Origin of the sequence: Sphingorhabdus pulchriflava (assembly GCF_003367235.1) — a bacterium.
GTDB lineage: Bacteria > Pseudomonadota > Alphaproteobacteria > Sphingomonadales > Sphingomonadaceae > Sphingorhabdus_B > Sphingorhabdus_B pulchriflava.
In genome coordinates this window covers 611,759-637,418 of record NZ_QRGP01000001.1, presented here as the reverse complement: position 1 = coordinate 637,418, position 25,660 = coordinate 611,759, and the positions used below count along the sequence as shown (strand labels likewise).

General features: G+C 58.1%; 34 protein-coding genes. 5 read left to right on the top strand and 29 right to left on the bottom strand.

Translation table 11 applies throughout. The features are described from left to right. Positions 1-16 precede the first annotated feature (16 nt). Entirely contained in the window at positions 17-1,237 is a 1,221-nt protein-coding gene (locus tag DXH95_RS03265) for a cell wall hydrolase (RefSeq protein ID WP_115548012.1), read from the top strand. A gap of 9 nt (positions 1,238-1,246) precedes the next feature. Here the strand turns inward: DXH95_RS03265 and DXH95_RS03260 are convergent, their stop codons facing one another. From DXH95_RS03260 to DXH95_RS03250, 3 genes are all read right to left on the bottom strand, one after another. Continuing rightward, the gene (locus DXH95_RS03260) at positions 1,247-2,602 is read right to left on the bottom strand and encodes a sensor histidine kinase (protein ID WP_181883552.1); all 1,356 of its coding nucleotides are present in this window, start codon (positions 2,600-2,602) and stop codon (positions 1,247-1,249) included. A gap of 35 nt (positions 2,603-2,637) precedes the next feature. Further along, a complete protein-coding gene (locus DXH95_RS03255; protein ID WP_115548010.1) occupies positions 2,638-3,357 on the bottom strand; it encodes a response regulator in 720 nt (239 codons plus the stop codon). Between the two features lie 85 nt (positions 3,358-3,442). Beyond that, on the bottom strand, positions 3,443-4,024 hold the full coding sequence (locus tag DXH95_RS03250) for an EF-hand domain-containing protein (protein WP_115548009.1): 582 nt from the start codon (positions 4,022-4,024) through the stop codon (positions 3,443-3,445). A 216-nt stretch (positions 4,025-4,240) separates the two neighbouring features. On the opposite strand from DXH95_RS03250, the gene DXH95_RS03245 reads away from it, so the two are divergent. From DXH95_RS03245 to DXH95_RS03235, 3 genes are all read left to right on the top strand, one after another. Further along, positions 4,241-4,585, top strand: a complete 345-nt coding sequence (locus DXH95_RS03245) for a thermonuclease family protein (protein ID WP_115548008.1) — start codon at positions 4,241-4,243, stop codon at positions 4,583-4,585. A 361-nt stretch (positions 4,586-4,946) separates the two neighbouring features. Next, positions 4,947-5,213 carry a hypothetical protein gene (locus tag DXH95_RS03240; RefSeq protein WP_115548007.1) on the top strand — a complete coding sequence of 89 codons (267 nt, stop codon included), beginning with the start codon at positions 4,947-4,949 and terminating at the stop codon, positions 5,211-5,213. A 33-nt stretch (positions 5,214-5,246) separates the two neighbouring features. Beyond that, complete coding sequence (locus DXH95_RS03235; protein WP_115548006.1) at positions 5,247-5,534, top strand: hypothetical protein; 288 nt, start codon at positions 5,247-5,249, stop codon at positions 5,532-5,534. Between the two features lie 51 nt (positions 5,535-5,585). On the opposite strand, the gene DXH95_RS03230 is transcribed toward DXH95_RS03235, so the two are convergent. From DXH95_RS03230 to DXH95_RS03130, 21 genes are all read right to left on the bottom strand, one after another. Next, on the bottom strand, positions 5,586-6,443 hold the full coding sequence (locus tag DXH95_RS03230) for a DNA adenine methylase (protein ID WP_115548005.1): 858 nt from the start codon (positions 6,441-6,443) through the stop codon (positions 5,586-5,588). A 167-nt stretch (positions 6,444-6,610) separates the two neighbouring features. Continuing rightward, positions 6,611-6,919, bottom strand: coding sequence for a hypothetical protein (locus DXH95_RS03225; RefSeq protein ID WP_115548004.1), 309 nt, complete (start codon positions 6,917-6,919; stop codon positions 6,611-6,613). Continuing rightward, complete coding sequence (locus tag DXH95_RS03220; protein WP_115548003.1) at positions 6,873-7,202, bottom strand: hypothetical protein; 330 nt, start codon at positions 7,200-7,202, stop codon at positions 6,873-6,875. The genes DXH95_RS03225 and DXH95_RS03220 overlap by 47 nt, the downstream gene beginning before the upstream one ends. After that, complete coding sequence (locus DXH95_RS16175) at positions 7,199-7,909, bottom strand: hypothetical protein (protein WP_220272236.1); 711 nt, start codon at positions 7,907-7,909, stop codon at positions 7,199-7,201. Before DXH95_RS16175 ends, DXH95_RS03220 begins: the two co-directional genes overlap by 4 nt. Then, positions 7,906-8,208: a hypothetical protein gene (locus tag DXH95_RS03210; RefSeq protein ID WP_115548002.1), complete on the bottom strand. Its 303-nt coding sequence runs from the start codon at positions 8,206-8,208 to the stop codon at positions 7,906-7,908. Before DXH95_RS03210 ends, DXH95_RS16175 begins: the two co-directional genes overlap by 4 nt. Next, complete coding sequence (locus DXH95_RS03205; protein WP_115548001.1) at positions 8,205-8,729, bottom strand: M23 family metallopeptidase; 525 nt, start codon at positions 8,727-8,729, stop codon at positions 8,205-8,207. The genes DXH95_RS03210 and DXH95_RS03205 overlap by 4 nt, the downstream gene beginning before the upstream one ends. Beyond that, on the bottom strand, positions 8,698-9,243 hold the full coding sequence (locus tag DXH95_RS03200; RefSeq protein ID WP_115548000.1) for a glycoside hydrolase family 108 protein: 546 nt from the start codon (positions 9,241-9,243) through the stop codon (positions 8,698-8,700). The genes DXH95_RS03205 and DXH95_RS03200 overlap by 32 nt, the downstream gene beginning before the upstream one ends. 97 nt (positions 9,244-9,340) lie before the next feature. Beyond that, a complete protein-coding gene (locus DXH95_RS03195) occupies positions 9,341-9,865 on the bottom strand; it encodes a hypothetical protein (RefSeq protein ID WP_115547999.1) in 525 nt (174 codons plus the stop codon). A gap of 3 nt (positions 9,866-9,868) precedes the next feature. Beyond that, the gene (locus tag DXH95_RS03190) at positions 9,869-10,339 is read right to left on the bottom strand and encodes a hypothetical protein (protein WP_115547998.1); all 471 of its coding nucleotides are present in this window, start codon (positions 10,337-10,339) and stop codon (positions 9,869-9,871) included. A gap of 12 nt (positions 10,340-10,351) precedes the next feature. After that, positions 10,352-10,552 carry a hypothetical protein gene (locus tag DXH95_RS03185; protein ID WP_115547997.1) on the bottom strand — a complete coding sequence of 67 codons (201 nt, stop codon included), beginning with the start codon at positions 10,550-10,552 and terminating at the stop codon, positions 10,352-10,354. Between the two features lie 4 nt (positions 10,553-10,556). After that, entirely contained in the window at positions 10,557-10,919 is a 363-nt protein-coding gene (locus DXH95_RS03180; RefSeq protein ID WP_115547996.1) for a hypothetical protein, read from the bottom strand. An 18-nt stretch (positions 10,920-10,937) separates the two neighbouring features. Then, positions 10,938-11,315, bottom strand: a complete 378-nt coding sequence (locus tag DXH95_RS03175; RefSeq protein ID WP_115547995.1) for an SPFH domain-containing protein — start codon at positions 11,313-11,315, stop codon at positions 10,938-10,940. Positions 11,316-11,360: 45 nt separating this feature from the next. Further along, complete coding sequence (locus DXH95_RS03170) at positions 11,361-12,527, bottom strand: hypothetical protein (RefSeq protein ID WP_115547994.1); 1,167 nt, start codon at positions 12,525-12,527, stop codon at positions 11,361-11,363. Beyond that, complete coding sequence (locus DXH95_RS03165) at positions 12,527-13,396, bottom strand: DUF2793 domain-containing protein (protein WP_115547993.1); 870 nt, start codon at positions 13,394-13,396, stop codon at positions 12,527-12,529. The genes DXH95_RS03170 and DXH95_RS03165 overlap by 1 nt, the downstream gene beginning before the upstream one ends. A 17-nt stretch (positions 13,397-13,413) precedes the next feature. After that, positions 13,414-16,671 carry a phage tail protein gene (locus DXH95_RS03160; RefSeq protein WP_115547992.1) on the bottom strand — a complete coding sequence of 1,086 codons (3,258 nt, stop codon included), beginning with the start codon at positions 16,669-16,671 and terminating at the stop codon, positions 13,414-13,416. Further along, a complete protein-coding gene (locus tag DXH95_RS03155; RefSeq protein ID WP_115547991.1) occupies positions 16,668-17,105 on the bottom strand; it encodes a C40 family peptidase in 438 nt (145 codons plus the stop codon). The genes DXH95_RS03160 and DXH95_RS03155 overlap by 4 nt, the downstream gene beginning before the upstream one ends. Further along, on the bottom strand, positions 17,102-17,965 hold the full coding sequence (locus tag DXH95_RS03150; protein ID WP_115547990.1) for a DUF2163 domain-containing protein: 864 nt from the start codon (positions 17,963-17,965) through the stop codon (positions 17,102-17,104). Before DXH95_RS03150 ends, DXH95_RS03155 begins: the two co-directional genes overlap by 4 nt. Continuing rightward, positions 17,962-18,588 carry a DUF2460 domain-containing protein gene (locus DXH95_RS03145; protein WP_115547989.1) on the bottom strand — a complete coding sequence of 209 codons (627 nt, stop codon included), beginning with the start codon at positions 18,586-18,588 and terminating at the stop codon, positions 17,962-17,964. The genes DXH95_RS03150 and DXH95_RS03145 overlap by 4 nt, the downstream gene beginning before the upstream one ends. Next, complete coding sequence (locus tag DXH95_RS03140; protein WP_115547988.1) at positions 18,581-21,256, bottom strand: phage tail length tape measure family protein; 2,676 nt, start codon at positions 21,254-21,256, stop codon at positions 18,581-18,583. The genes DXH95_RS03145 and DXH95_RS03140 overlap by 8 nt, the downstream gene beginning before the upstream one ends. 83 nt (positions 21,257-21,339) lie before the next feature. Further along, positions 21,340-22,092, bottom strand: a complete 753-nt coding sequence (locus DXH95_RS03135) for a BRO-N domain-containing protein (RefSeq protein ID WP_115547987.1) — start codon at positions 22,090-22,092, stop codon at positions 21,340-21,342. After that, positions 22,089-22,355, bottom strand: a complete 267-nt coding sequence (locus DXH95_RS03130; RefSeq protein ID WP_115547986.1) for a hypothetical protein — start codon at positions 22,353-22,355, stop codon at positions 22,089-22,091. The genes DXH95_RS03135 and DXH95_RS03130 overlap by 4 nt, the downstream gene beginning before the upstream one ends. Positions 22,356-22,636: 281 nt before the next feature. On the opposite strand from DXH95_RS03130, the gene DXH95_RS03120 reads away from it, so the two are divergent. Next, entirely contained in the window at positions 22,637-22,825 is a 189-nt protein-coding gene (locus tag DXH95_RS03120; protein WP_115547984.1) for a hypothetical protein, read from the top strand. Here the strand turns inward: DXH95_RS03120 and DXH95_RS03115 are convergent, their stop codons facing one another. The 5 genes from DXH95_RS03115 to DXH95_RS03095 form a co-directional block, all read right to left on the bottom strand. After that, entirely contained in the window at positions 22,826-23,302 is a 477-nt protein-coding gene (locus DXH95_RS03115; protein WP_147291677.1) for a hypothetical protein, read from the bottom strand. A 35-nt stretch (positions 23,303-23,337) separates the two neighbouring features. Next, on the bottom strand, positions 23,338-23,571 hold the full coding sequence (locus DXH95_RS03110; protein ID WP_147291676.1) for a hypothetical protein: 234 nt from the start codon (positions 23,569-23,571) through the stop codon (positions 23,338-23,340). A gap of 89 nt (positions 23,572-23,660) precedes the next feature. After that, positions 23,661-24,266 (bottom strand): hypothetical protein, encoded by a 606-nt coding sequence (locus tag DXH95_RS03105; protein WP_115547981.1) that lies wholly within the window; start codon positions 24,264-24,266, stop codon positions 23,661-23,663. Between the two features lie 6 nt (positions 24,267-24,272). Then, a complete protein-coding gene (locus tag DXH95_RS03100; RefSeq protein WP_115547980.1) occupies positions 24,273-25,436 on the bottom strand; it encodes a hypothetical protein in 1,164 nt (387 codons plus the stop codon). Positions 25,437-25,461: 25 nt separating this feature from the next. Further along, positions 25,462-25,656 (bottom strand): hypothetical protein, encoded by a 195-nt coding sequence (locus tag DXH95_RS03095; protein ID WP_115547979.1) that lies wholly within the window; start codon positions 25,654-25,656, stop codon positions 25,462-25,464. Positions 25,657-25,660 lie beyond the last annotated feature (4 nt).

The following is a 25,660-nucleotide window of genomic DNA, read 5'->3' as shown; positions in this document are numbered from 1 at the left end:
AACTTTCGTCACAGTCATGCTGCATCAGCCATTTCATACCGAAAGCGCGCCGCTTGAGCGGAAGGCGCTGCCAAAGCGCAAACGGCGCTTGATTGGCTGGCGTGAGATCCTGCTGTTGGCTGTCGCGTTTCTGCTTCTGGCCTTGCTTCCCAGCTCTGCTCAATGGGCGTGGAGCGTTCCTAGCCAACCGTCGACCAAAGACCTGCTTGCAGACGCCGCCGAGCGGCCATCGGAGAATTTTTCGGGCTCTGCCTTCTATTTTCTCGACCCGGATGTGAACGCACCGGCAGCGCCCGAGCTGAAGCTGGCCAATTTGGCGGTGACCTCCGGCATCGTAACTGACCCCTCGACGCTGGTTAGCAAAGCTGATCTTTCTGCATTCGAAACCAATGCAGCAGCGGCACCCTTTGTGATGAAGGCAGGAACCGTCGACTATGGCCGGGCACTGAAATGCCTGACCGACGCCATCTATTATGAAGCAGCGAACGAACCAGATGCAGGTCAACGCGCGGTCGCGCAGGTCATCATCAACCGCATGCGTCACCCGACCTATCCGAACAGCATTTGCGGTGTCATTTATCAGGGATCGGAACGCGCCACCGGTTGCCAGTTCAGCTATAGCTGCGACGGTTCAATGGCCCGCACCCCTGCCCGCCCGTCATGGTTGCGTGCGCAGCGCGTGGCCATGGATGCCTTGTCGGGATCGGTTTATGCGCCCGTCGGCATGGCAACGCACTATCACGCGACCTATGTTTATCCTTATTGGGCCCCCAGCCTGAACTTCATTGGGACCATCGGTGCGCACCGCTTCTATAGCTGGAAAGGCAGTGCTGGACGCCCGTCTGCATTCTTCCGCAGCCACGCTGGCCGTGAGCCCTTCCCCGGACCGAAGCCACGCGCATGGAATGCAGAAACCGTTCCTCTCCTCGACCCGATTCAGTTGCAGAAACAATATGAACGCGAATTTGCAGCGGCGCGGATGAAGGCCGAAGCTGAAGCTATCGCCGCAGCCAAGGCCGGTCTGGCAGGCAGCTCAACTGGCGCGGCTTCCTATGCCGACATTACCCCCAATCGCCCTTCCCGCGCACAGAGCTATGCGGTCCCCGACTATTCGGCAGACGCCCGCGCCAAGGGCGGCGATGATGCTTATGCCGGAGGCAAACTGCCGACCAATGGCGATGTGAAGAACGAGTATCAGGCTAGCGGCAGCTGGAAGAAACAGCCCAGCGGCATCTGACCTTCGCTGTCAGCCCAGTTTCTGGCTAATCCTTAAAATCGCGCGCAAGCCACCTTCACTGCGATTTTCCAGAGCCACATCGCCGCCATGCGCCCGTGCAATCGCGCGCGCGATAGTCAACCCAAGGCCCGAGCCACCCGATGCCCGGTTGCGCGAACTTTCAGCGCGCGCAAAGGGTTCAAACAGGTCGGTCAGTTGTTCCGGTGCAAGCCCCGGTCCTTGGTCATCTATCGTAATCGACAGCTGGTTTCCATCGCACATGGTCACAATCTGCGCCTTACCGCCATATTGCAGCGCGTTGCCCATCAAATTGCGCAGCGCTCTGCGCAACAGGACAGGGCGGACTGCGGCACGGCATTTTTCCACGCTCTCGACCACCATCAGGCGGCCCTCACCGTCCAGTTCGTCAGCCACCATTTCAACGAGTGCGCTGACATCGGTGAGCACCAGTTCCTCTGCCGATTTGCCGAGGCGGGCGAGGATCAATATATCGTCGAGGATGTGGACCATCTCGTCAACGGTCGCCGCCATTTTCGTTCGTTCATCGTCATCCTCGACAGACTCGATGCGCACGCGCAGCGAGGCCAGCGGCGTTTTCAGATCATGGCCAATGGCACCCAGCATCACGTCCTTCTCGGTCAGCATCGCATTCACGCGCTGCTCGGCGGCGTTGAAACTGTCTATCAGACTGCGGATGTCGTCCGGCCCTTGCGGGTTCAGAGGCGGCGCGCCGCTGGCCAGACCGGCGTGTTCAAGACGCAGGTTGAGTTGGCGCAGCGGTTTGGAGATTTGCCGGATCACGAGCAAAAGCGGGATCATCACGCCGAGGTAGATGAGTACCGTCTCAATTAGCAGTGCTATCGGCGGGAGAATGTTGCGCGTCCGTACCCGCGCGGCCGAGTGGAGCCAGCTACCGTCGGCCAGCTTCACGCTGAGCAGCGCCACCTCTCCTCGACTGGAGTTTGCGCGCCATTCATGTGCAGGAGCACTACGATAAGTATGAGGCCTGGGTTTAAGTGCATCAGGAAGCGCAGCGGCCGGTCCCACAGACAAGCGCACTGATTGGATTTCTGGATAGACAGATTGCAAATGCATGGCGAGACGCTCCGCCAATTCCTCTGTGCTGTGAAATCCCGGCGTATTCAGTGGCCCCGTCGCTCGAATGGTCCTGACGGACGGACGGCCTCCCAATCGGTTAACCGGCTCAACCGAACCAAAATCAAGCCTGTTGGATGCGACCGCGACCATAAGCGATGATGCCTCCACCACAGCGCGACCCTTGAGCATCTGGTATCGCATTGCAGTGTTAATCCCCTGCACTAGCAACAAGCCAAAAGCGGTTACCAGCATGATCCTGCCGGTCATACTGCGCGGAAAAAAGCGAAGCCCCCCAAACATCGTCAACTCCGCTGGACTTCGACCGAGAAGCGATATCCACCGCCCCAGATTGTTTTGATATATTTGGGATCCTTGCTGTCAGGCTCCAACTTGCGGCGCAGGCGGCTGACCTGATTGTCGATCGCACGATCGAACGGCCCCGCAATCCGGCCTTTGGTCAGGTCGAGCAACTGGTCTCGGTTGAGTACTTGCCCTGCCCGCTCCACCAGCGCCTCGAGCAAGCGATACTCGCCAGAGGAGAGCGGCACGAGCGCGCCATGTGGATCGAACAATTGTTGCTCGGCGGTCTTCAACTGCCAGCCATCAAAAGCCCAGATCGTACCTCCATTGCCGTTTGCGGCTTGCGTGCCGCCGGTGCGACGGAGAGCGACCTTTATCCGCGCAACCAGTTCACGCGGAGAAAAAGGTTTGACGACATAATCATCGGCCCCAATTTCGAGACCGACAATCCGGTCGGCTTCTTCGGAACGCGCAGTCAGCAAAATGACCGGCGGACCGCCATTTTCAGCGATAAACCGCGTCAGGCTCAACCCGTCTTCGCCCGGCATCATGATGTCGAGCAGGACAACGTCAATATCGTAGCCCTTGAGCGCCTCGCGCGCACTCGCCGCATTGCCCGCCTCGGTCACACGATAGCCCTGTTTCTCCAGATAGCGCGCCAAAGGATCGCGGATCGACAGTTCGTCGTCGACCAACAGGATATGGGGGCGGGTCTTGGGCATCGGCTGTTACTATCGCGCCAATCTGCAAAGGGGAAGCGGGGCGGCGTCATAGGGGTGAAGCCGCCCCGTTAGAGGGGAAGAAGGCTTAGTTTGAGGTAGCAGCCTTCATACGTTCGCGCATCGCGCTGCGCATGGCATCATGTTCGGCATTCGAAATCTGCCCGTCCTTGTTGGTGTCTGCCTTAGCGAAATGGGCATCGACGGCAGCGATCATTTCAGCTTTGGTGATGGCCTTGTCGCCATTGGCATCGGCCATTTTGAGCATCTTCATGCCGCCGCCATGATGGCCTTTGCCCATGCCATGATGGCCTCGCCCTTCGTAATGGCCGCGCATTTTGCCTTCGCCACGTTCACCACGTTCTGCCATGCGTGCCGCATGGGCGGCGGTGAATTCAGCTTCGCTAATGCTGCCATTTTTGTCTGTGTCCATTTCGCCAAACTTGGCCTTATGCTTGGCTTCACGGTCAGCAGCATTGATCTGGCCGTCGGCATTGACATCCATCTTGGTGAAATGGGTATTGGCCATTGCCGTCACTTCCGCCTTGCTGAGCGAACCATCACCATTGGCGTCGGCTTTGCTCATCTGGCCGGGGGCTGCAAAGGCAACAGCTGCGGCGATTACAGCAGTCGCAACCGCGCCGCCGCCGATGAGGAGTTTCTTTTTCATGTCACTTGACCTTCGTGTCTGTCCATAGAGCCGCTATGGCCGGTTACCTGCTGTTTAGGCGGCAAAGGTCGCAGAACTATCCGAAGCGCACATGAAATTGTCGCAAATGGTAACGGCCGCAAAAGCGGCTGAGGTCGGCAGAAATGTTGGTAAAGTTGGAGCGGGTAAACAGACTCGTGCGTTGTAGTGCATGAAGTGAGAACGTAAGGAGACTGCATGTTTTTTGCCGCTGCCATCCTTACATGTACCGCCCCGATCGCTGTCGATGGCGACACCCTTCGTTGCCGCGATATCGGACTGGTACGGTTGTTGTCGATCGATGCGCCCGAAATGCCTGGTCATTGCAGACAAGGCCGCGAGTGTACGCCAGGAGATGGCGCCGCCGCAAAGCGCGGACTGTCGGCGTTGATCCGCGGCAAGCGGGTGACCTGCATCACCAATGGCCATGACAGCTATGGCAGGCTGCTGGCGCGGTGCGAGGCTGGTGGCGTGGATCTAGGCTGCGCGATGGTCGCTAGCGGGCATGCCGTAGAGCGTTATGGACGACTTCGTTGCAGGTGATTCGATAGCCGCAACCGACTTGGACATAGAATTGCGTCACAAAAAATCGGAAAATGAAAAATTTTTCTGTTGGAATGGCGTTAACCACGCCCACCGCAACGCGGCGCTGCTCTAAGAGAAGCAGAACAGTCAAGGAACAAATGGCCCCTGATTGGAACCGTTTGTCCACAGATTATCCCATGCTGAAATTTTGCAGAATCACTCACTGCCTGCCAAAATGCAAATGACCCTCCGGTGTTAGGCGCACCGAAGGGTCGAATCCATACCCGTGGCCGGGTCTGATTTTGCTAGCGATAAGGGCTATCTGCCTTTCAGAGAGTCGAGTCAACCTGGTTCACGGCCTATCTTAGGACGATGAACAATGAAGTACTTGATCACTTATGACAACAAACCGCCGCGCAATTACACGGCACTCTACACCCTTTTGAACAGCTGGTCGGCCGCGCGTGTTGCGGAATCGGTCTGGCTTGCAGAGTTGAAAGGGCCTGCTTCGGCGGTGCGCGATCTGGTTCGCGCAAAGCTCGATCCTTCCGATCGCGTTGTAGTGATTGAATTGAAGACAGGATCAGACTGGGCAACATGCCACGCTTTGCCTGCCGGCAACGACTGGCTGAAACGCAACCTGTAAAAGAACGGGGCCGGCGCAATCCGGCCCCACCCAATGTCCGCCCACATCATCCTCGAATCCTGCCGGTCGCTTGACCGTATGATCGCCACCGAAAGGCAGGTGAAGGGGAGCTGCAGCCATTGCCATGCCGAGCAGTCGGTCGATCTTGATCAACTCCGCCGGCGCGTTGGTGGCAGCTACAGCCTGTTCAACCGTCGGTGCCGCTGCGCACTGACGCCGGGTTGCCCGGGTTGGGTGCGGTTTTTCTATCTGCACGGCGTCTGGCGGCCGTTGTGGGATGAGGGGACGATGCTGCGCTGGTACAGCCATAAAGCCGTTTGAATCGCGCGGCGCATATCCCGGTCAGCACCAGCGCGTGGCACCGCCACCAAATCATCGACCACCTGCCCGCACGGCCAGCACCTGGTCGAGCTTTGCCTGTTCAAGGTTCGATATCACCAGTTCGCGCGCGTCGACCTGCTTGTCGCCGCCGCCGACGCTGTATTTCACTTCAAACTCGCACATCGCAAAGTCGGCAAAGATGGCTCGCACATCGGGATGGTCGTTCAGGCTGAGCAGGAACGTCCCCTCGATCGAGGCCAACAGCTTTGCCATCCGGTGAAAGTGTGACCGGTTGAACAGCGACGCCCCATAATCCCCCTCACTGCCATAATAAGGCGGGTCGAGGTAGAACAGCGCCTGCGCATGGTCATATTTCGGGATCAGTTCTTCCCAGCTCAACCGCTCGATCGTCACCGGGGCGAGCCGTTCGTGCAGCGCCTCGAGCAGTGGAGGGATCTTCGTCATGTCGAAACCCGCCGGCGACACCGGGTCGACTCCGAAACTGCGGTTGGTCCCCTTGCCGCCATAGGACAGGCGTTGAAGATAGAGGAAGCGCGCTGATCGCTCTAGGTCGGTCAGCGATGCTGGATCTAGCGCCGCCAGTTTTTCAAAGCCGCTGCGCGACGTCACCTGAAATCGCAGCATGTCGAGGAAGGCGATGTAGTGCCGCTGCAGCACGCGGAAAAAGGTGGAAACGTCCTCTGACAGGTCGTTGATCACCTCGCTGGGCGCGGCGCGCGTGCGGCGAAGAAAAATGCCGCCCATCCCCATGAATACCTCAACATAGGTGCGGTGTGGCAGGCGATCGATCGCGGCGCAGATCTGCCGCGCCAGCTTGCGCTTGCCACCGATATAACCGGCAGCGGGATGGGTGGAGGAAACAAGCTCGGAAAAAAGCGGAGTCGACATGGGTGTGTTCGTCCTTCTACACACGCACCGCCCTCGCAGGGTGCGGTGCTGGCCTGTGCAGGCCTTGCAGGTCAGGACGGGTCAATTCCGTCGGGAAGGGCGCGCTAACGCCCAACCCCACCGCTTCGGCCTTTGATCAGGGCCGATGTGGCAGGGAATCCGGTTAATCAGTCAGGCAGCTGCGCATTGTAATCGGCATGCCATTGCACCGTGCTGCGGCAACTGAACCACGCGCTGCGCAAGGAAACGATGTAATCGGCCGTCTCACCTTCACGCGCAAAAACCAGCGCCTTGGCCTCTTCGACAGTTTGCACCTTTGCCCAATCGAGCGTGGTCAGTTGCGGCGATGCCGGCAGTTCGGCGCAGGTCAGCTTGGCGGCAGGAGGCTTGGCAATGCGAACCGACTGCTGACATGACCCAGCGGTCAGACTAACGAAACAAAGCGTCGAGAGGGCTGCGATTATTCGCTTTCGCATCTTCAATCTCCTTTTTGGATTGCGCCTGTTCGGCTTCGAATTCGGCCCGGCGCGCGGCCTCTTCGGCATCGGCTACTTCACTGGCCTCTTCGGTCACCAGCTCGACCTCGGCAGTCACCTCGGCCTCGTGCGCGGCGATCACGCCCTTGTCGTGAAAATGCAGCCACAGCTTCCAGCTGCCGAATACCAGGGCAACAATCGCGAGCACGGCCAGCAGATCAGCCAGCCATTTCACCCTGCCACCGATCAGGCGCAGGATGAACGGGGATAAAAACGGGATCATGATGGCAGACCCTCCAACATGTGCCGCACCATCGCTTCTGCCTGCGTGTAGTTCAGCAGATTAGTGCCAATCGGCTCATGCCGCATGGGCGGCTTGCCCTGCTTGGCCATATATTCGACGTTGAACTCGGGCGTAAAACTGATCCCGGCATCAGGACTGAAATTGTCTGGCAGTTTCCAACCGAGAAAGCGTTCGGCCATGTGTTTGATCTGTTCTTCGGTCATAGGTGGTTTCTCCTTTGCAGCTGTCGCTTTTCCGAACGGCTTGACGATGTAACCGTTTTGCCGGTGGTTGCGCCGACCTACGATGAACAATGTCCAAGGCTGCACATCGCCCACAATTTCAAAGGCATGGATGGCCTTGCGGGAACGCAGAACGATACTACCCGGTGTCAGCACTCTGCTGCGCCACGGGGTGTGCTCGATCAACGAACCGCGCAAAACAATCGTAATCGACCAGCGCGGGTGATCGTGCATTTCCTCGCGATGAGAGGCTTGCCAATGGTGCAGCAGGATATTGAACGGACGCCACCAAGGCGGGCGCATGTGGTGCTTCCCTGTCGTGGTGACAAATTCGTCGTACCAAAACGGTTGATAGCGAAGCAGCAGCAACCGATGATCTTCATGGGTCACAACGCGCAGCGGGTGCGTTTCCCGTGCCACCGCGCGCGCAATAAAGCGATCGACGATCCAGCGTAGCAATCTCACCGGTCCAGCTCCGCACCATCAAGGTTCAAAACCGACTGCGCGGTGGGCAGTGGCGGCGCTTCCGGCTCGCGCGTGTCGCCTCGCGCGGTGCTACCGAAATAATATCCGAACGCGCTCGAGGCGAGCGACATCACGATGCCGACCGCCAGCATTACCGGCTCCCGGTTGCGTTCATCGATCTGCAGGGTCATCAGGCCCCACATCACGCCGCCAGCCATACCCAGCGCAATGAGCGCGAGGATGAATCTTGCTGTCGCCGGCGTTAGAAACAACGCCCAGAATTTAACCCAGCCCGTCATGCCGCCCTCCGCATCACCGGCGCATGCAGCGGACATTCGCCAAAAAGGTGCAACGGCGACAGCCGGTTGGAAAGCCCGCGCCCGGGCGCAGGTACATCGCGCAGCTCAAAATGCAGGTGGCAATCATCGCCGCGCATCGATGCCGCGTTGCCGGTATTACCGGTCAGCCCGATTTGCTCGCCGCGGCGCACCACCTGCCCCACTTTCACGCCGATGTGCGACAGGTGCGAATAGGCGGCGAACAGCTCATCCCCTTCAAAAATGAACGCCAGCACGATGGTGTTGCCATAATCACCCTCGGTGCGGATCAGCTTGATATAGCCATCGGCAACCGCAAAGCAGGGCGTGCCCGGGGCGGCAAACAGATCCCACCCCTGATGCGGACGAGTGGAACCGTTAAGATTGCGCCGCACCATGCCGAACGTGTGGTTGATCATACCGCGGCGGATGCGGTTGCTATCCAGCGGCCAGTCGATTTCGGGCGCCATGTCAGTTCCCAATCCGGTTGGCGAGCCAGCCATAAAGGAACGCTTCCTGACTCGGCTTTCGTTCCGCCAACGTCAGGTAATGCGAACCCTGGAGCGCCTCACACGCCTTGATCAGCACAGCCTCCCCGGCGGCTCCGCGCTTCGCCAGAAATGCATTCAGCGCCGCCAGCGTGGCAGGCCCGATCGCGCGATCGACCGCGATATCAGCATAATCTGCACCACCACGGTTGAGCGCGTTCAGCGACCGCTGCAGAAACGATGTCGCCATCCCGATGCCCATATTGATTCCGGTGTCGAACAGCTCGGCTGCCAACTTCGGGGCCGTCGCCGCCACCTGGTCAAAACGGGGGCGCGCCCAGTACAGCTGGCGATATATCGCAGCGGCTGTCGCGCGCGGCAGATCCTGCATCCGACCGGCATAACCCTGCTGCCGCGCAACGGTTTCGGTGATGCCCCAGTTGGTGGGCCCGCCCCGATCGGCAGGGTGGTTAACATAGCCACCCTCGCGCTCGATCACTTCATCGATCAGCTGGTCGATATTGCTCACTTTGATTCTCCCATACAAAAAGGGAGGCCACCCCCTGGGCAACCTCCCTGCCCGCGCAGCTGCAGCTGGCGGTGACGAAACAGATTGTGAATTTAGATCAGCGGAACTGCAGACTCGTCATGCCGATTGCAGGATCAGCTGCGGCATCCCCGCCGTGCATCGCGATGCGAAACCGCACGTCCCCTTTTGCCCCAGCAGGTAAGCTCAGCCAGCTGGTGCGCTTTGCCCCTGTGGGCGTTGCCATCGATATGGCGTTGCTATCGGCAACCAGCCCGGTGCCAATCGTCACCCAGGCGCTGCCATTGTGATACTGCGGATATATCCGCGGGCTGTTCACCGATGCGCTGACCGTCACGATGTTGGAGGAAAGCCGTACTTCGGAAAAGCTGGTTGCATCAAAATAGGCTTCGTTGCGGCTGCTGTTGCCCAGATATTGTTCGGCGTTGGCTTGGTTGGTCAGGGTGCCGTTCGCACCGGCATCCGCATGAAAATTCAGAATCGAAATGCCCGCACCGCCACCTCCGCCAGCCCCTTCCAGCGCAGTTATGCGACTATCCAGTGCGGCAACGGCGGGCTTGATCGTGGAGATCAGCGCCGCAATCCGCTCGATCAGTGTTGCCATGCGTCAGGCCGCATTCCACAGGGCGACCAGATCGGTATCCGGGTTGCCCAATTGCGCCTGTGTGTACACGTCAGAGGCGTTGGCCTTGTTCGCCACTACCGCCGCCAACGCCGCGTCGGTATCGTCATTGCTGGCCAGCAGCGTGGCGATTTCCATCAGCGTGTCGACCTCTGCCGCCGCGCCGTTCAAAATCTCGTTCTTGACCGCGGTTTTGGCAGCGGCAATGTCAGCGGTGATCTTGTTCGACGAATAGGTGGTGCCGCCACCTGCGGCCAGATCGTTTATTTCTGCACCAGCACCACCGGCATTATCGGCAGTTGCCTTTACCTCATTAATCGCCGCGACCAAATCGGTCGCAGTCGTCGTCAACCCGCTGACGTTGCCATTGTTGGCACCGCTGATCATTACGCGCAGCGTCTTGGTTTCGGTCTTCATCGCGGTGATCAGCGCGCCGAGTCTTTCAAGCAGTGTCATTTACCCGTTCCTTCATGCAGAATTGAAAATCGCGGCCAGATCGCCGGGGTCGTAATCGTCGGAAAACCCGTCATTTCCCTTTTGCCCGACCGCCACAATGGCGGGCAAAGCGGGCAGCGCGCTGCGTTGCGCCTGTGCGGCCAACCGATTGTCAGCACCCACGCGGCGTAGGATCAGGGGCGGGTCAGGCAAATATCGGCGGAGCTTTAGCATAGCCTCACCCCGCACTCGCCGATTCGCGCAGGATCAGGCGCACAGGCTCGCTCGTCCAGATAACCTCGTTATCCAGCAGCAGAGAGCTGTCGAACAGATATTCCCCTGCCGCAATCTGCCTGCTTTCGGCCGCCGTGAGGGCGTGCACCCAACTGGCAGGCTGCCCGCCTGCTGCAGGAACAAAGGTAGAGGTAAAGGCTGGGGATGCCGCCGCCACCGAATCCCCGGGCATCAGGTTGCGGATATGCGCCTGAACCGGCTTCATGCGCGCCCGCATGCTGTAACCGGGCTCAATCGTACCTTCCTCCACGCGATCGGCCAGCGCTATCCGCTGACCGCGGTGAAAAACATAGGCAGCCAAAGCCATGCGAAATTCCTTTTTGTGTCACCCGCCGCCGGCGCGGTCGGGAAATGCTTCTATCAAAAGTCGCTCTGCCTCGGCGAGCGCCTGATTTTTCGGATCTTTCACGCGCAGTGCGGCGGCCACCAGTTCGAACGCGCGGCCCAGAACGCGGCTTTCGCGTTCCAGCACATTCAGGCGCTGCTCGATGCGGGCATGAAATGCGGCCTCGTCAGCCTCTATCTTCGCTTCGCGCTCTTTCAGTTCGGCGTGCCAGGTGTCGAGCTTTTGCCGCCGCGTCAGCGCCGTTGCCTTCCCCTCCCCCCACAGCCATTTGATGCCAGCTCCCACCAGCGTAGCCGTTGCCAATATGCCTGCAAACAAGCCCCCGGCTTCGCCGGGTGACACTCCCCCTTCGTTCATTATCAACACCTCAAAATTGCTAGTGGGCTTTAATCGCCGTTCAAACTACAATCCGGTCAGCTCGATACTGGCGATCAGTGCACTTTGGCGTAGAGTAGTTGTCACACCGCCTCCTTCTGCCAAACGGTCAATGGACTGTGTTCGGGATGACGCGGCGAATGAAGTAAGACGATGCGTGAATATTGGAAAGTGCGTGCTCGAAAGCGCCGTTTCACGAATAGTTTCAGCGATCACAGTCCCATCGTCGACAATTCTTCCCTGCGACGAGACAGACGCGGACGATGATAAAATCCAGCCTGCTGCGATTGTCAGATAATCTGCTACCGCGGGCGTAAAAGTTTGTGAGTGGGCGACAGTATATGTCGCATTAGTGCCGCCATTATCACTACCTAAAACAGATATATTGCTTGAATTAAAACGATCAAGTCTGAGGACAATAATCCTTATATTATCAGCAGTTACAGAAAACGAACCACTTCCGGTTCTGTATTTGAAAGATATTGTTTTTGCACCGCTGACACCGCTCAACCCCAGCGCCAGAACAACCGGAAACCCAGCTGTATTGTTCGGATGCGAACCTATCCGTATTTCAGGTGTGCTCGTCGTGCCATCTGTCAACTGAACGTACGCCATGCCTGTAGTTGCGGCGGTAAAATTGCCGCATGCCAGCACCAAATAATCCCCTGAAGACGGGGGAGTAAACGCACAAGTAAGCGCATCAACCAGCGACGTTGATGTCGTCGACACACCAGTCAAATCCTGCGCCGTTTCGTCACCCACGCCGATTTCGAGCAGCGTCAGGCGCGGGTTCGTGAATGTTGCAGATGACCCTTGAACTTGAATGATGAATTCCGCATCGGTGGGTGACGCGCCTGTCGTATAGAGGAAAAATCCGCCCATGTTGTTTTTGTCAAAGGGCGACGATTCTTTCAGATCAACGCGCTGCAAATCACTTTGTGCGCCATCCACCATCAATCGGGCTTGCGCAGTAGTTGCTGATGAACGTGTTTCATCGACCGACCAGAAACCAACATATTCGGTGCTGGGCTTCAAATCTGCCGCAACAATAGATAATGTAACAGCATCACTCCATGCGGGCGATGGAGCACCTCCGGTTGAGCTGCCGCTGGCAGAGAAATAGCCGGGCTGCGCACCACCCCCGCCGGGCGTAAATTCCGTTCCCATAAAGCTGATTGGCCAACCTTCAAACATCAGCTGTCGTCCGCTGCATTGGTGGTAATTAGCAACCTGATGCCGATGAGTTTAGCATCGGCGCTTAAAGTATCGCTGCCATTATCGGCGTCGCGATAAATCTGGAATGCAACCAGATCGTTGTCGGCGGGTGAGCCACCAACAGTAATTGTACCGGTTCTAGCGCTAATCATCACATCGTCAGCTGCGGTCACGCCATCAGTAACTGTTTGCGCCGCTCCCCAGCTCGCATCGATGGGATCATCATTTGACAAGGCGATGGCCTGAATTGCCCAGACTACGTCGCCGGTCGTTCCTGCAGTCCAGATAAACTCGGCCAATAATGTGCCTTCGTTCCAGCGTTTGGGCATCGGCACAAAAAACTGCACAAACTCATCCGCTGCAGAATCAAAATCAAATGTGCGCAACATGATTTTGTTGGTCGGACTTTCCGAGCTTCCTGCAGCTGCGCCATTGCTGGTACGCGCAACCATAGCAGGGGCCATCACGGGCAGAGTAAACAACCCGCCCCCTGTAACAGTCAGATTGACCCAGCTGCCGTCCTGATATTCCAGTTCAACATTTTCATCTTGGACGCCAAGGCGGAATCGATCGACCGCCACGGTCTGGAACTGCCAACCATTTGCGGCATTGGGCCCGACAGCGGTCGCCATCTTACCTGCCTGACCGGACCAAAGCCCGGTCGGGCTGCCTGCGACAAGGTAATTTGCACCATCGGCGCAGCTACCCGGCGGTGCAGTCAGATCGCGATCAACAATAATCGCGCGGTTTGCCAGGGCATCAAAACGACGCTGGGCATCATTTATGGCGACCCACGGCGTCGCCTGCGCCGCACCGTATTCGGTGCCGCCTGTTTTGGGATAAGTCATGAAATGAAATCCTTGCGTTAAGCCGCGATGTTCAAAGGAAACCCGCGCAGCGAAAGTGCCGGGCTGATCTGGTACAGATTGACCTCGATCGACGTTTGCGGCGCGCCCCAGTCTGCCGTTTGCTGCGCCGAAGTATAAGCCAATGGCAGAGACGTTCCGGTAATCGTGCGCTTGACGATCGCGCCGTCCATGACATCTGCCGACCAGCTTTCGCTGACTTCGCCCAAAGGCACATCCTGCCCGTCGACATTGGCACCGCCAATACGCGTGCGCCGGGTTGCCGAAATCGACCAGTCCCCGCTACCGGTATCAAGCAGGGCGATGCCATGTACCGGCGCATAGGGCCGATGAGCATTCGCGGTAAAGGTCAGACTTACTTCCGCCGCGCCATCAATGTCGCGACCATTGGTGGCCGCGCGCCAAGCATCCAGATCGCCAATTTCGCCGACACCAATTTCCCGCCGGCCAATATCGCTATTCATAAGAACAAACATTTCGCCAAGGCTGTGATTAGCAATTTCATGTTCGGTACCACGACACCCACGCAGCAAACCGGAAAGATTGTAGCTGCCATCGCCTTGCAGGCTGGCCGTCCGAAACTGGATATACTCACCCCCGATCAGCGCCAAATTGAGTTCGCCGTCCTCCAGCAACTGAGATTCAGTCACGCTCGACAAGGTGCCATTGTTCATCCGCACATTCAGAACGGAGCCATTATCAATAACCCATGGCAAAGCATTCAAATTGGGTAATGCCAGAACAACACCCCAATCCATTGCCGCACTGGAATCTACTGCGGCCCAACTCGCTTCGAAATCTGCCTCCAGCCCGCTATCGCTGATTGCGATATCGGCCCCCGGCCAATATCCGGATCCATAGGGACCGGCGCCAAAATAAAGAAAAGGTACAGTGCTGTCGTGCACATCGGTCGCCAGCGGAACATCCAAAATGGCAACACGCGACGGCCCGGGAATGATAATCACTTCGGGCACATGCCCCGCCATTGCCGCACCATCCGGAGTACCCAGAACAGCAACAGATGGATCATCACGCAACCATTCGGTCGACATTGTGCGATCGGCGTCAAGCGCAAAACTTTTCAGGCGGGCTTTAACCGCTCCAGATGGCAGGGTCATCGTGTGCACATCTGCGGGCTCAAGCGCAATCTGCTGCGCGGTCAGCGCAAGTTGATAGGGCTTTGAATCAAACAGCTGCCGACGGTGCATCCGGTCGACAAACGCCTTGGCTTCACCCGCTGTCAACACCAGCGTGTTCATGTCGATGGTACGTTCCTGCGGCAAACCGTCGACGGCATCCAAGGGACGCGCTGCGCGCGCGCTATTCGGTTCCTGATCGGCATCTGCATCGGCAAAGGTCAAAGCGATCGCGCGCGTCAGATCGCTGCTTCCTATCCCGGTAAAAACATAGGCAGCGGCATCAGCATCCGGCTGCGCAAAATTGTCAAAAGCAAGAGCTGTACCAGCGGCACCACCGCGGGGCTGATAGTGCAGCAGAAAGCCATGCGGGCGCGGGTCGACATCATAAAGATCGAGCAACGGCTCCAAAATGTCCTGCCCACTGCCTTGCGTCCAGTTGTAACCCCGCACATTTTGCGTCAGCAAGTTGGCATCGGCATCCGCTGCATCCATACCAGCAAGCGCGTGCACGGTTTCCACCACCGCTTGCAGGGTCAACCCGTCACCCGTCACACGATCTAGATATCGCCATGTGATCTCTTGATCGAACTGCGGCGCCGTTATCAGCGCATGATTGACAGCATCGTAAATAATGCCGTCGGCATCCTGCGCCAGCCAGTTGTTAAGGGTCACCGAGCGGATGGTTGAAAGGTCGGCAAGGCTGATTTCATTATTATTTAGCCATATCGACGTGAAATCTTGCCGTAAGCAAGCGAACTGCTTGGGCGTGTTAAAACCGTCCAGAGAAATGCTGCGTTGCTGCGTCACAGTCCCCGCGTTAATGTCGATCGAATATAAAAATCCGTTAGCCCAACTGATGACAAAATGATCAAACATGTCATCGACATAGTGACAACCGGCCAGTTCACCGACCACGCTCGATGCTGCATTTGGCAGAGTAACTGACATCGGGCTTGTACGTGTGATCCCACTTGTATCAACCAGGCGTTTGAAAACAGCCGTCGTTGATCCGATGCCAATAACACGCCCATAAACCCAAATATCGCCATGCCCATCTGTAAGATAGCCAGTCGGAGACCAGGCAAATCCGTCCTCTGCTATCGGCTCGTGTACAACACCATCAAAATAATAATTAGAGAGAGAAGAATATGGAACAGTGCCCCAATGCTCTACTCCATCGCCATCCTCTAATACCCAACATTCGTCTTGCTGATATGTGATCCCGACGAATGTACAAACAACGCCTGCAAGCGCTAAGCCATCACTGGAAAGCTGAAAAAGTTGATCATTACCATCACTGACCTGATAAATTCTGCCATCGCGAAAAAGGCCAATCCGGTTGCCAAGATTCACGCTCGCGCCCCATGGGCCGTGGCTCAATCTGGTGCGCGACGGCACATCCCAAATCTCAAATCGCGAATTGCTACCCCAGACAAGTTTAGAGCCATCAGGAGAAAAGGCAAAATTCCACAATGCATTGGGCTGAGGTTCAATAGTTGCCTTTGTTTCATACGGGTAAACCGTGGTTGCAGCTCCCACCGCCTCAACCATCAACTGCGGAATCCGGTTGCCAAATTTGTCGACCGGAATTTCTTCGCACACGCCGATGGTTTTACCACGATAGGCCGGTGTACTGCCGGCACCATGCTCTGCATCCACCGTGGCCTGCATCCGCGGATCCGGCATCTGGCTTTCATCACCCAGATAGATGCGCAGGTGGTCCGCCAGCACAAAGCCTTTCTTCAGCGAAAACAGCGTCGGAGGCCCCGCACCAGTCATGTCATATACCAGCTGCTTGTCGAACCAAATCCGTGTCACCGCATCGCAGGGGTGATCCGCCACTTCGAATGCGAAAGTCGCCTGATATTCATAATTGGTCAGCTTCCCACCTTTGGTTTTGCGCTTGACCTTGATCTCCCTCAGCTTTTCTGCCCAGATGATCGGCACGCCGTCAAAGCGGCGCATGCCGACAAAATAATTGCACGGCACACCATAGTCGGCGACGGTCACCGACAGATCATCAAGCCGCTGCCCTTCAATCTTGCGCGATGCCGTCAATGCGGTGTTCGCCGCCGTCAACGCAATCGTGATGCCAAGGCTGATCGGATCAACGCTCATGCGGCCCTCCAGCGCCAGGCGCTTTCCACCTGCCAATATTGGCCGATCGGGCACCGAATAACCTGCATCACACCCCGCGACCAGCAGTGGATCATTTCAGGTCCCTGCGGCCCCTGTCCGGCATGAATCGCCAGATGCTGCAATCGTGCCCCAATGCGCAGCAACAATATGTCGCCCGCCTGCGCTTCTCCCTCCACCGCGTCGAACAGCTCTTGCAGGCCAAGCCGCAGCTGCCCAACAGGCACACGGCCGATATCATAATCCGCCAGCTGCGCCGCCCAGCTCTCAGCCTCTACTCTGTTCAGATCGCGGGCCACACCGGCAATCAGGCCTTTACAGTCGCAGCCAACGCCACGCACCGATGCCTGGGCATGGAATGGCGTGCCGACCCATGCCATAGCCGCGTCGACAACCTGTTCACCAAAATGCGTCATTCGGGTATCTGCGCTTTCAGCACCTGATTGCTACCCGGCACCTCGGGCTCCCCACGAAAGTTGAGGACATTGGAAAAAAGGTCGCGGCAGGCGTCACGCGTCTTTGGGCAACCGCGCTTCAGGTTCAGCGTGTCGCCGATCTGCGGTGCTTCCACCAACGGCTCGAGCAGCACCAGCGATCCCACACCCGCGCCGCCAGAGACCCAGTCGAACAGCTCAACCGGCAACGTGCCCAGCAAATCGCCGCTGGTGAATTCAACCGTGCCATAGTTGAAATAATCGTTGGCATAGGTGCCGCTGAAGCTCAGCGAAAAACGCATGGCATCCGTCACCGCCGTGACTGTCGCCGCCACCGCCGTGTTGGAAAAAGTGCAGCGACTATCCCCCAGATCGGCCGAGCAGTAAGGCGAAATTACCCGCCCCAGCACCTGCTGCAGCAACGCCGCCTGATTACGAATTTCAAGGAAAAAGCGCGGGCCTTCGGTGCGATACTCGGCAACCTTGCCATAAAGCAGTGGCGCATATCCAGCGATACCGGGCGACACCCGAACCAGCCAAGCGCGCGCACCGGCCCAGCGCCCCCCTTCAACCGCCTCACGCGTCAGCACCGGACCCAGCGGGCCGGATACTTCGGCAAAGCTCGCAGTCAGGCCAACCGACAGGGTCAATGATCCTATCTCGATTCCGCCGGCACAGCTTTCGACACCGTCACCCAGTTCGAGGTCGAGGTCGAATGGTTCATCCAGCGTCGTAAAGCCAACGCGCGTGCCATCACGCGCTTCAAGGATCAGGCATTCTCCGGCAAAAGCCGGGCTGCCCTGCAGGTGCGCCAGCAGCGGTGCGGGGATGACGCGGGTCATTCGCGCACCTCCTGCAACGGCACCGACCCCGCACTGCGCGAATTGATCGTGTCCCACGTCACCGACAGCCAGTCCTCATCAAACCGCACCGGCACGTCGAAATAAAAGCCCGTGGTCAACACCGCACCATTGGCAGGGGCAGAGCTAAAGGTCACGATGCCCGTACCGCGATTGACCGAAAATCCGCTGCCCAGTGGAACGCCGTCGACTGCAACCAGCAAACTACCGGTGACAGGCCATTTGATCGCACGGTCATAGGCAGACACGCTGTCCGGATAGCGCTTGACCAGTTGGAACTGTGTCGCCGCACCCGTACCGGTACCCAAAGGCTGATCGGTGGCTGCAGCTGCCGACACCCCGTCAGCAGCACTGGAAAAGTCCAGCCAGTCTTTCAGCAGAAACGACCGCGCCCGACCACGGCGCGCCAGATGAAAAGCGCGCAGATCAGACATTTGATCAATGCTCTTGATGTTGTGGGCAATCTCGTACCGCCACAAAGGCCGCGACCAACGCTGCTCGCGATACTCACCACCGCTCGCGGTCGGTACAACATCGGTGCGCCATTCAGGCCCGCCTGCGCTGCCCTTTGACCATTTTTCGGGAAGTCGGATATCATCAACCACGGCTCAACCTCCCCGGTGGAACAGCCAGCCCCTTACGTGCGGCAACGCCATAACTGTGCTGTGTCGCCCGCGCGATCTGACTGGCGGCGCGGCGCGGATCGGTGCGTTCGGTCAGCTGGATGATCTGGGTATTCTGGAAACCGCTGCCACCGCCCGCACTTTCCATCCGCCGTACCTTTTCATTGCTGTGGATGAACAACCCGCGCGACGTCCATTGTGCTATCTCCCGCCCATTTTCTCCCAGGGCAAACATGCCGCGCGTGGGCGCAAAGCCGCCCCGGGCATTGCCGGGGATGGAGCTGAGATCGTTGCTGGATAGAATTGCACCGATGCCGCTAGATGCACCACCGCCGCCGCCGCCAAATGCGCCACTGCTGACCAGCGATCCCGCCAGCCCCAGCACAGTGCCAAGGATGCCACCACCACCGCCAGCACCACCGGAAAGCATGGCAAGCACCTGCCCGACTGCGCCGCTAAACTGGTTGACCGCCGGATCCAGCTTTGACAGCGAATTCACGCCGCCGTCGGTCGCCGCGGTAAAGCGCGCCAGCGGATCCTCCAGCCCCACACCCAACACAGACGGAATGCGCAGCAGGGCATTGGCCGCGACGTCGGCGCTGGTGCCCAGCGTGCTGACCGATGCCGCCGCCTGCGTTTCCGCGACAGGCAACCCCGCCCGGGCGGACTCGACATTCTTGTCGCGGTTGTTGCCGAACAGCTGGTCGACGAAACCCGCAATCGGCGTTTCAACATTCTGGAAAAGCAGGCGCTCGAGCGGCATGCGCAGCAAATCTTGCAAAATGTCGCGCGCATTTCCGCCATTGAGCAGAATGTCGCTAAACGTCCTGCCCACTTCGCTGCCAAAACCTTCCCAGGCATCTTTTGACCGGTCGGCGGCATCGACCAGATCCTCCGCCAACTGGTCCATCCGCCGGTTAAATGTATCCGCGCTGATCGAACCGGCATTGAACGCCTTGACGGCTTCGTTAACCTCGGTGGTGATCTGCTCGATCGGCGTGCGCGTGGATTCGAACAGGGCCTTGCCAAGCCGCTGCTGTTCGAAAAACGCTTCCTGCGCTTTTTCTCCATCGTACAGCACAGTGGCATAATCGCGCAGCACGTCGGTCTGCTTTTGAAATTCGGCGGTAACTTCGGCCACTACCGCTTTCTCATCAAACGGCTTTTTGGCGACCTGCGCCGCCAGCTTGCGCGCTGCGACTTCTTTTTCAATCGCTTCCACCGACAGGCGGCGCGTGGTCGCGTCGATATCCTGTTGGCGCTTGACCGCCTCCAGCGCCGCACCTTCCAGCCCCAGCTGCGCCTGCAATTCCTTGGCGCGCAAGGAATAGCTGTCGATGATGTCCTGATTGGATTCGGCCACCCGATCGGCAGCTTCGCGGGCCTGCTCGGCCTCACGCTTCAGCCGTTCGGCCTCGCGCTCTGCATCTGATTTGCCAGAGGATTTGCCGCCGCCACCGCCGCGCCGCTTGGTGCCGCCACCGGATGGATTGAATCGCTGCACCTTTTTCGCTGCCTCGGCATCCGCTGCTGATTGCCCCGCCGCAAGCCCGCGATTTGTCAAAGCCAGCACAGACGTCATCAGACCGGGTGCCTTGGGGCCGGACGGTGCGGTACCAGCATTCAATGGATTGCGTAGCGACATTTGCAGCCGGAAAATCTGGCCCAGCGTGTCGAGCAGGCCATAGCCCTGCTGCTGCGTTGCCGTCATTTCCCCGCGCATGCTGGCAAATGCAGCATTCACCTTATCGGCGGTGAACCGACCAAATTCCCGCATCAACTGGCTAAACGATTGGGTCAGTCGGTCAGTTGTCGTGGTCAGACCATCTGGCCCGGTTCCAGCTGCACGATTGAGAAGCTCAATGTACACGCGCTGGGCATCAGCAGTTTTGCCAGCCTCGGTCAGCTCGAGCATCATCAGACGCACCGATGGTGTCACATTTTCAGTGGCTTCATAAAGCGCCTTCAGATCGCGCTCTGCCAGCGCCTGCAAAACTTCACCGGTTTGCTTGGCAACTGCTTCGACATTTTGCTTGGTCGCATCAGCAAAACGTGCCGATGCGTCAACGGCGGCATCCAACCCTTCCACCGTCATACCGGGGACGCGGGCCAGTGATGCCGCCGCTTTCAGTACGCTCTCTTCCGTCTGCAGGGTCGAAAACGATATGCGCTCTGCCATATCTTCGATCTGATCAGCAGTCGCATTTGAAGAATTGCCGCTAAATGTCAGGGTTGCATTGAACTGCGCGAGCGCCGCCTCATGTTCCTGATAGGCCTGAACCGAATAAAGAACGCCGGCAGCCAAAGCCGTGATACCGATGCTGGCGGCAGATGCCAGACCACCAAGGCCCGTCAGCATACCACCCATACGGCCACCGGCCAAAGTTGCATCATCCAGATTTTGAATAAGGATTTCTGCTGATCGATTGGTTTCCGGAACACCTGCGCCAAGTGCTTTAGGTGTTGCTAGAGATGCGCCAGCCTTTGGCACCCCAGCCTTGCTGGTCGCCTTGTTCGCTTTGTTGGCCGCATTTTCGATCTTTTGAAAATTGGTCGCCCCAGCATCGCCGACCTTTTTGAAATCACGAACAACGCCATCCAGCCCCTGCACGCGCAGTGGCATGTTGATCGCGCGGTTTGCTGCGGCCATTGACTTGCTCCCTTGGCGGAATTGCCTTTGGGCCGCGGGCAGGATGCCCGCAGCCTGTGAAAATTAAGATTGTCGAAATCAGGTCAGGGCTTCAGCCTGACCCCCAGATATTCAATCGACCCACGACGGTTGGGCATTTTTTCCATGCCCATATCGTGCATCGCCCTGCCCCACATGGTCAATGTTGTCGGGTCCTCCCCGCCTTCATCACACCATTTGGTGTAATCCATATACAGCCGCATGGCGCTTTCCCGCCCGGACTCGGTCATTTCCATCCGATCAGCGAACCATTTGGCCACCGATTGCGCCCTGGCATCCAGCAACTGATGCGCATGCACGGTCGGATCATCCGAAACATCGGGCAATCCCGCCAGCACCCACGCACGCCGCGCGGCCGCAATGCCAAAAACAATCCGCGCCTCTCGCACCATTTGCAGGCCAGCGCGCACCTTTTCTACAAAATCCAGCGCGTCTGACGGGGCAGGGACTTGGTTGGTCAACTCAACCTCGTACTTGCCAGTCCGCCGAATGCTCGGCAGCACCTGCCCCGTCACCCATTTGCGAAATTCCTTCGCAATAGGCTTCCTGCTCGTAAAGATCAGGGCATAGACCCCGCTCTCCGAAACGATCGTTGTTTTCTGGTTGCGACCGATGGCGTCGGTAATACCGACATCATCCCGCTCGTCATCCTCCAGCCTGCCAACTGCATCGCGCGGATTGCTGAGTTCCAGCGCCCCGCAAACATCATTTGCTACAAACCAGACCGAGTCTTCTCGATCAATCACACGAACCAGCTGATCGCCAAATCCAAAATTCTGCATCGCCAGCGCGTTCATGCCGCCATCTCCAGCGCATGCAGGCCTTCGGCAATTGCCTCCATCCCGTCCAACTGATCGTGCAGCGTCAACAAAAGGCAGGCCAGTTCATCGTCACCCTTCACTGTCGGATGATCGATAACCGTGCCCAAAAAATTCTTGGCCAGCATCGCTTTGCTGGAAAGCCGTTCAAGGCGATCCTCCGGAGCACCGATAAGCGCCCGAAAAATATCGGGTGCCCCAATTCCCGAACGAATGCTAAAGGCAGTTTCAGCTTGTGGCATTGGTGTACTCCAATGTTTCAGGTTAGGGCCGGGTTTGCGTTGGCGCGCTTGCCCGGCCTGTTTTTTTGCGTTATCGCAAAATAATGGCATCGTCAATAATTAACGATAACAAAAAAAGAAGGGGCCGCCCAGCAACTGGTCTTGGCACCATGGTTGGCGTTCGACTTCAACCTAAAGAACTCGAAGCCATTGACAGCTGGGCTACAAGCCAGCCAGATCAACCTTCTAGACCCGAGGCAATCAGAAGGATTGTTCGTCAGGTATTATTGAAGGACTGAACTATGGGCTACTGGTCGGCAGAAACATGGTATGTTGCAATTGCGCTTTGGGTCGGCTCGCTTTTTTGTGCGATCCCGGTTGCGCGATCCAAAAACAGGGAAGAGGCTGTTTGGCTGATCCTCTGCCTCATTTTTGGTTTTGTCGCATATTTCTTTTTGCTGACGCTGCCCAACAAGGACAAGCCGAGCTGATCAAATTTTGATCGTCTCCAGCCACTCTTCGCCGGTTTCAAAATACTCCCCATCAACGGTAACCACCGGCCCGCAATGCTCGAGCCGGAAGTTCCTCCAATCGGCCCGCAAGGCGCACCATGCGTGCAGATAGTCGGCATGTTCGCACCGCTGCACCTTATGCACCGTGATTTTGCGTAGCGGCATTTCGGACTTGTAAACGATCTGCAAATCCAGCGGCAATTCGACAGCAAGCGGCAGTTCAACCAGCGTTTCGCGCCAATCCTCGATCGACACTTCCTTGTCGCCGTTCGAATTACCCCAATGTGCCTCGTGCAGCCTTCGATCCCATTCCTCTTGCTCTTCTTCCGTCACAGGGCTGGTGTCGAAATACAACCGAATGACTGGTGGAGGCGGAGGCAGAGGTGGCTGTACGGCTTTTGAAAGCAGCTTGTACGCAAGCCAGAACACCACACCAAAGATCAGCAGATACATCATCCAGGAAGCTAATCACGGCCCCCGGCCAAATTCAACTATTTCTCCCTTGCTCGCTTCATCGCTGCCGCCTCCATTTTGGACCAGGCGGTCAGCACGATTTCAATTTCAGCCACCAGCATCGCTGGCTGCTCCTCTATCCCGCCGGTGCGCGGCAGCATTCCGTCGCGCCAACCTTTGGCCAGGCGGACGACGTGCCACACATCATCGGGCAAATAATCGGGGTGCCAATGCCACCAGCGGACATCGGCATCCTGCAGGGCATGCACCAAAAAGGCATCGCCGCGCAGGGGATGCGCGGGTGTATAATCTTCGCCACCGTCAAACCCTTCGGGATCGAAGGCATAGGCGGCGGCGACGATCAGTTTTTTCTTCGGGCCTCATCGGGCGTCAGCAGCCCATAGGCAAAGGTCGCCAGCGCCTGACGGTGGACCTTGGCAATCCGCTGATAGGCATCGACGCTGACAAAATCGTCATCGTCGCGTGCCAGCACCATGCCACCAGCGGAAAACAGCAGGCGGCGGACGACTTCAATATTTGACAGCTCGTCAAAATATTCGCGGTCTGCCTTCAGTTCGGCATAGGGCGCGCAGTGCCGTTCCAGATTGGCCTCGATCGCCGCAATCTGCGGATAGATTTCCACCTGCCGCGCGCGCCGTTCGGCCAGCTGCCGTTTCAATTCCTCGCCGCGCAACTCCATATCCGGCTCGTCGATCTGGTCCTCGGTCAGCGGCTCGGACAGTTCATACCAATCAGTGATCAGCGCCTTTTGCCGCTGGCCCTCCGCTGCATCCGAAACCGCCTCTGCCATCGCATCGACACCGGCCAGCGCGGCAATGCGAAACTCTGCCTCTGCGGGGCGGCGCACCCGCGCCTTGGTCAGCATCCGCCGGATGGCGGGCATATCGTAAACCGACGGCGTGCGGAAATCATAGCGCACGCCGTCAAGGGTCAGGTCAAGTTTCATGAGGCCTCAATAGAACAGGATGTACGCGCCGCTGTCGAAGCCATTGACATCGAAGGGCAGGCCATCGGCACTGATGCCGTCCAGGTCGTCTTCCTCATGCCCGGTGTAGCTGATCGAGGGCAGATAGATCGACACGCGGTTGCCCAACGTTTCGCCCCAGTTCAGCCACAGCTTTTTCGTGGTGCCGGCGATCAGATCGGCAAAGGGGTTGCGCTGCGCCAGCGTCAGCATCTGCGGATTGATCCGCCCGGTGATCCGGCGGTTGACGACGCGTGCAGGATCATAACCAAATTCGGCACCCGGGCAGTCGCCCTGAATAACCTCATTGCCGAAATCGAGCGTCAGGTTGCGGAAACACACCTGCGCGCCATCAAGGAACGCATCGGCATCGCGCAGCGGGCGCGGGCGCACGCTGTCAAACACCGCACCCGTCGGGTTGGCAACGCTTTCCGGATCAGCGAGCATGCCGCGAACATTGGCGGTGAATTTGCCCGTCTGCCGGGTCTGGATGGCGAATGACAGGGTGGCAGCACCGCCGACCAGCTTTTTCAGCACCGCGTCGCCGCTGCCGCTGTTTTTCAGATAGAGATAGCTGGTCAGAGTCTTCAGCGCTGTCGAGACCGGCACAAACAAATTGCCGGCGCGCACCGAATATTGCGTGGTGGCATCGGGCGTTACGGTCCAGTTCGGATAAACCGCCGCAACCTTGGTGGTGGTATTATACGCGGTGATGACGCGCGTCTGCCCCGGGCCGGTACCACCAGTGGTTTCGATGACAAAGCCTGTCAAGTCGACCGACGGGCCACCCGCGGCAAGTGTGATTGTACCAGCCGCACCTGCCTGCGCGGTGCCGGCGGAATCCGCCGCCAGCGTGGTCATGCCAAGGGCTGCTGCCTGCAGATAGGGTGCAAATTCGGGAGCAGTGCCGGGTGTGCCGCTGCCTTTGGCAAAAAAGCGCGCGGTATGTTCGGCATAGCCGCCACCAACAATCGACTGAGCATTATCGAGCGAACCGGTGACTTCATCGGTTTGCTCCAACTCCATATTCGGATTGGCACGCGGCTCTTCCACCAGGACGGCGTCATCAGCAGGTACGGGCGCCGCGTCAGTGCCGGAGGTGGTTTCCACCTTGGCAAGCTGCAGCCGGTTGCGGGTCAGAAAATCAGACATTTTAGTCTCCTGTCTTCAGGGTGTTTCAGTCGAGCTTCGGCGCAGGCGCGCCTTCGCCTTCGGCTGCGGTGGATGCCGTTTTGGTTTTGCGGGCATTGGCCTTCGAAGCTTCAGCAGCAGCCTTGTCCCGCGCTTCCTGGTCGATGTTTGTCGCCGTGCCGTCAGCGCCGATCACGATGGTATCGCCAGTGCGCGGTGCGGGAGTGGTTTCGTCAGCCATTTTT

What these genes read in the sequence shown, in the direction of transcription:
- DXH95_RS03115 (WP_147291677.1), bottom strand. Translation starts at nt 23,302, where the DNA reads ATGATGTATCTGCTGATCTTTGGTGTGGTGTTCTGGCTTGCGTACAAG.
- DXH95_RS03135 (WP_115547987.1), bottom strand. Translation starts at nt 22,092, where the DNA reads ATGAACGCGCTGGCGATGCAGAATTTTGGATTTGGCGATCAGCTGGTT.
- DXH95_RS03155 (WP_115547991.1), bottom strand. Translation starts at nt 17,105, where the DNA reads ATGACGCATTTTGGTGAACAGGTTGTCGACGCGGCTATGGCATGGGTC.
- DXH95_RS03140 (WP_115547988.1), bottom strand. Translation starts at nt 21,256, where the DNA reads ATGGCCGCAGCAAACCGCGCGATCAACATGCCACTGCGCGTGCAGGGG.
- DXH95_RS03230 (WP_115548005.1), bottom strand. Translation starts at nt 6,443, where the DNA reads ATGTCGACTCCGCTTTTTTCCGAGCTTGTTTCCTCCACCCATCCCGCT.
- DXH95_RS03260 (WP_181883552.1), bottom strand. Translation starts at nt 2,602, where the DNA reads ATGACCGGCAGGATCATGCTGGTAACCGCTTTTGGCTTGTTGCTAGTG.
- DXH95_RS03160 (WP_115547992.1), bottom strand. Translation starts at nt 16,671, where the DNA reads ATGAGCGTTGATCCGATCAGCCTTGGCATCACGATTGCGTTGACGGCG.
- DXH95_RS03190 (WP_115547998.1), bottom strand. Translation starts at nt 10,339, where the DNA reads ATGACACTGCTTGAAAGACTCGGCGCGCTGATCACCGCGATGAAGACC.
- DXH95_RS03220 (WP_115548003.1), bottom strand. Translation starts at nt 7,202, where the DNA reads ATGATCCCGTTTTTATCCCCGTTCATCCTGCGCCTGATCGGTGGCAGG.
- DXH95_RS03240 (WP_115548007.1), top strand. Translation starts at nt 4,947, where the DNA reads ATGAAGTACTTGATCACTTATGACAACAAACCGCCGCGCAATTACACG.
- DXH95_RS03245 (WP_115548008.1), top strand. Translation starts at nt 4,241, where the DNA reads ATGTTTTTTGCCGCTGCCATCCTTACATGTACCGCCCCGATCGCTGTC.
- DXH95_RS03150 (WP_115547990.1), bottom strand. Translation starts at nt 17,965, where the DNA reads ATGACCCGCGTCATCCCCGCACCGCTGCTGGCGCACCTGCAGGGCAGC.
- DXH95_RS03235 (WP_115548006.1), top strand. Translation starts at nt 5,247, where the DNA reads ATGTCCGCCCACATCATCCTCGAATCCTGCCGGTCGCTTGACCGTATG.
- DXH95_RS03265 (WP_115548012.1), top strand. Translation starts at nt 17, where the DNA reads ATGCTGCATCAGCCATTTCATACCGAAAGCGCGCCGCTTGAGCGGAAG.
- DXH95_RS03250 (WP_115548009.1), bottom strand. Translation starts at nt 4,024, where the DNA reads ATGAAAAAGAAACTCCTCATCGGCGGCGGCGCGGTTGCGACTGCTGTA.
- DXH95_RS03095 (WP_115547979.1), bottom strand. Translation starts at nt 25,656, where the DNA reads ATGGCTGACGAAACCACTCCCGCACCGCGCACTGGCGATACCATCGTG.
- DXH95_RS03255 (WP_115548010.1), bottom strand. Translation starts at nt 3,357, where the DNA reads ATGCCCAAGACCCGCCCCCATATCCTGTTGGTCGACGACGAACTGTCG.
- DXH95_RS03195 (WP_115547999.1), bottom strand. Translation starts at nt 9,865, where the DNA reads ATGGCAACACTGATCGAGCGGATTGCGGCGCTGATCTCCACGATCAAG.
- DXH95_RS03175 (WP_115547995.1), bottom strand. Translation starts at nt 11,315, where the DNA reads ATGAACGAAGGGGGAGTGTCACCCGGCGAAGCCGGGGGCTTGTTTGCA.
- DXH95_RS03180 (WP_115547996.1), bottom strand. Translation starts at nt 10,919, where the DNA reads ATGGCTTTGGCTGCCTATGTTTTTCACCGCGGTCAGCGGATAGCGCTG.
- DXH95_RS03130 (WP_115547986.1), bottom strand. Translation starts at nt 22,355, where the DNA reads ATGCCACAAGCTGAAACTGCCTTTAGCATTCGTTCGGGAATTGGGGCA.
- DXH95_RS03210 (WP_115548002.1), bottom strand. Translation starts at nt 8,208, where the DNA reads ATGACGGGCTGGGTTAAATTCTGGGCGTTGTTTCTAACGCCGGCGACA.
- DXH95_RS03205 (WP_115548001.1), bottom strand. Translation starts at nt 8,729, where the DNA reads ATGGCTGGCTCGCCAACCGGATTGGGAACTGACATGGCGCCCGAAATC.
- DXH95_RS03100 (WP_115547980.1), bottom strand. Translation starts at nt 25,436, where the DNA reads ATGTCTGATTTTCTGACCCGCAACCGGCTGCAGCTTGCCAAGGTGGAA.
- DXH95_RS03170 (WP_115547994.1), bottom strand. Translation starts at nt 12,527, where the DNA reads ATGTTTGAAGGTTGGCCAATCAGCTTTATGGGAACGGAATTTACGCCC.
- DXH95_RS03185 (WP_115547997.1), bottom strand. Translation starts at nt 10,552, where the DNA reads ATGCTAAAGCTCCGCCGATATTTGCCTGACCCGCCCCTGATCCTACGC.
- DXH95_RS03105 (WP_115547981.1), bottom strand. Translation starts at nt 24,266, where the DNA reads ATGAAACTTGACCTGACCCTTGACGGCGTGCGCTATGATTTCCGCACG.
- DXH95_RS03120 (WP_115547984.1), top strand. Translation starts at nt 22,637, where the DNA reads ATGGGCTACTGGTCGGCAGAAACATGGTATGTTGCAATTGCGCTTTGG.
- DXH95_RS03225 (WP_115548004.1), bottom strand. Translation starts at nt 6,919, where the DNA reads ATGCGAAAGCGAATAATCGCAGCCCTCTCGACGCTTTGTTTCGTTAGT.
- DXH95_RS03165 (WP_115547993.1), bottom strand. Translation starts at nt 13,396, where the DNA reads ATGACTTATCCCAAAACAGGCGGCACCGAATACGGTGCGGCGCAGGCG.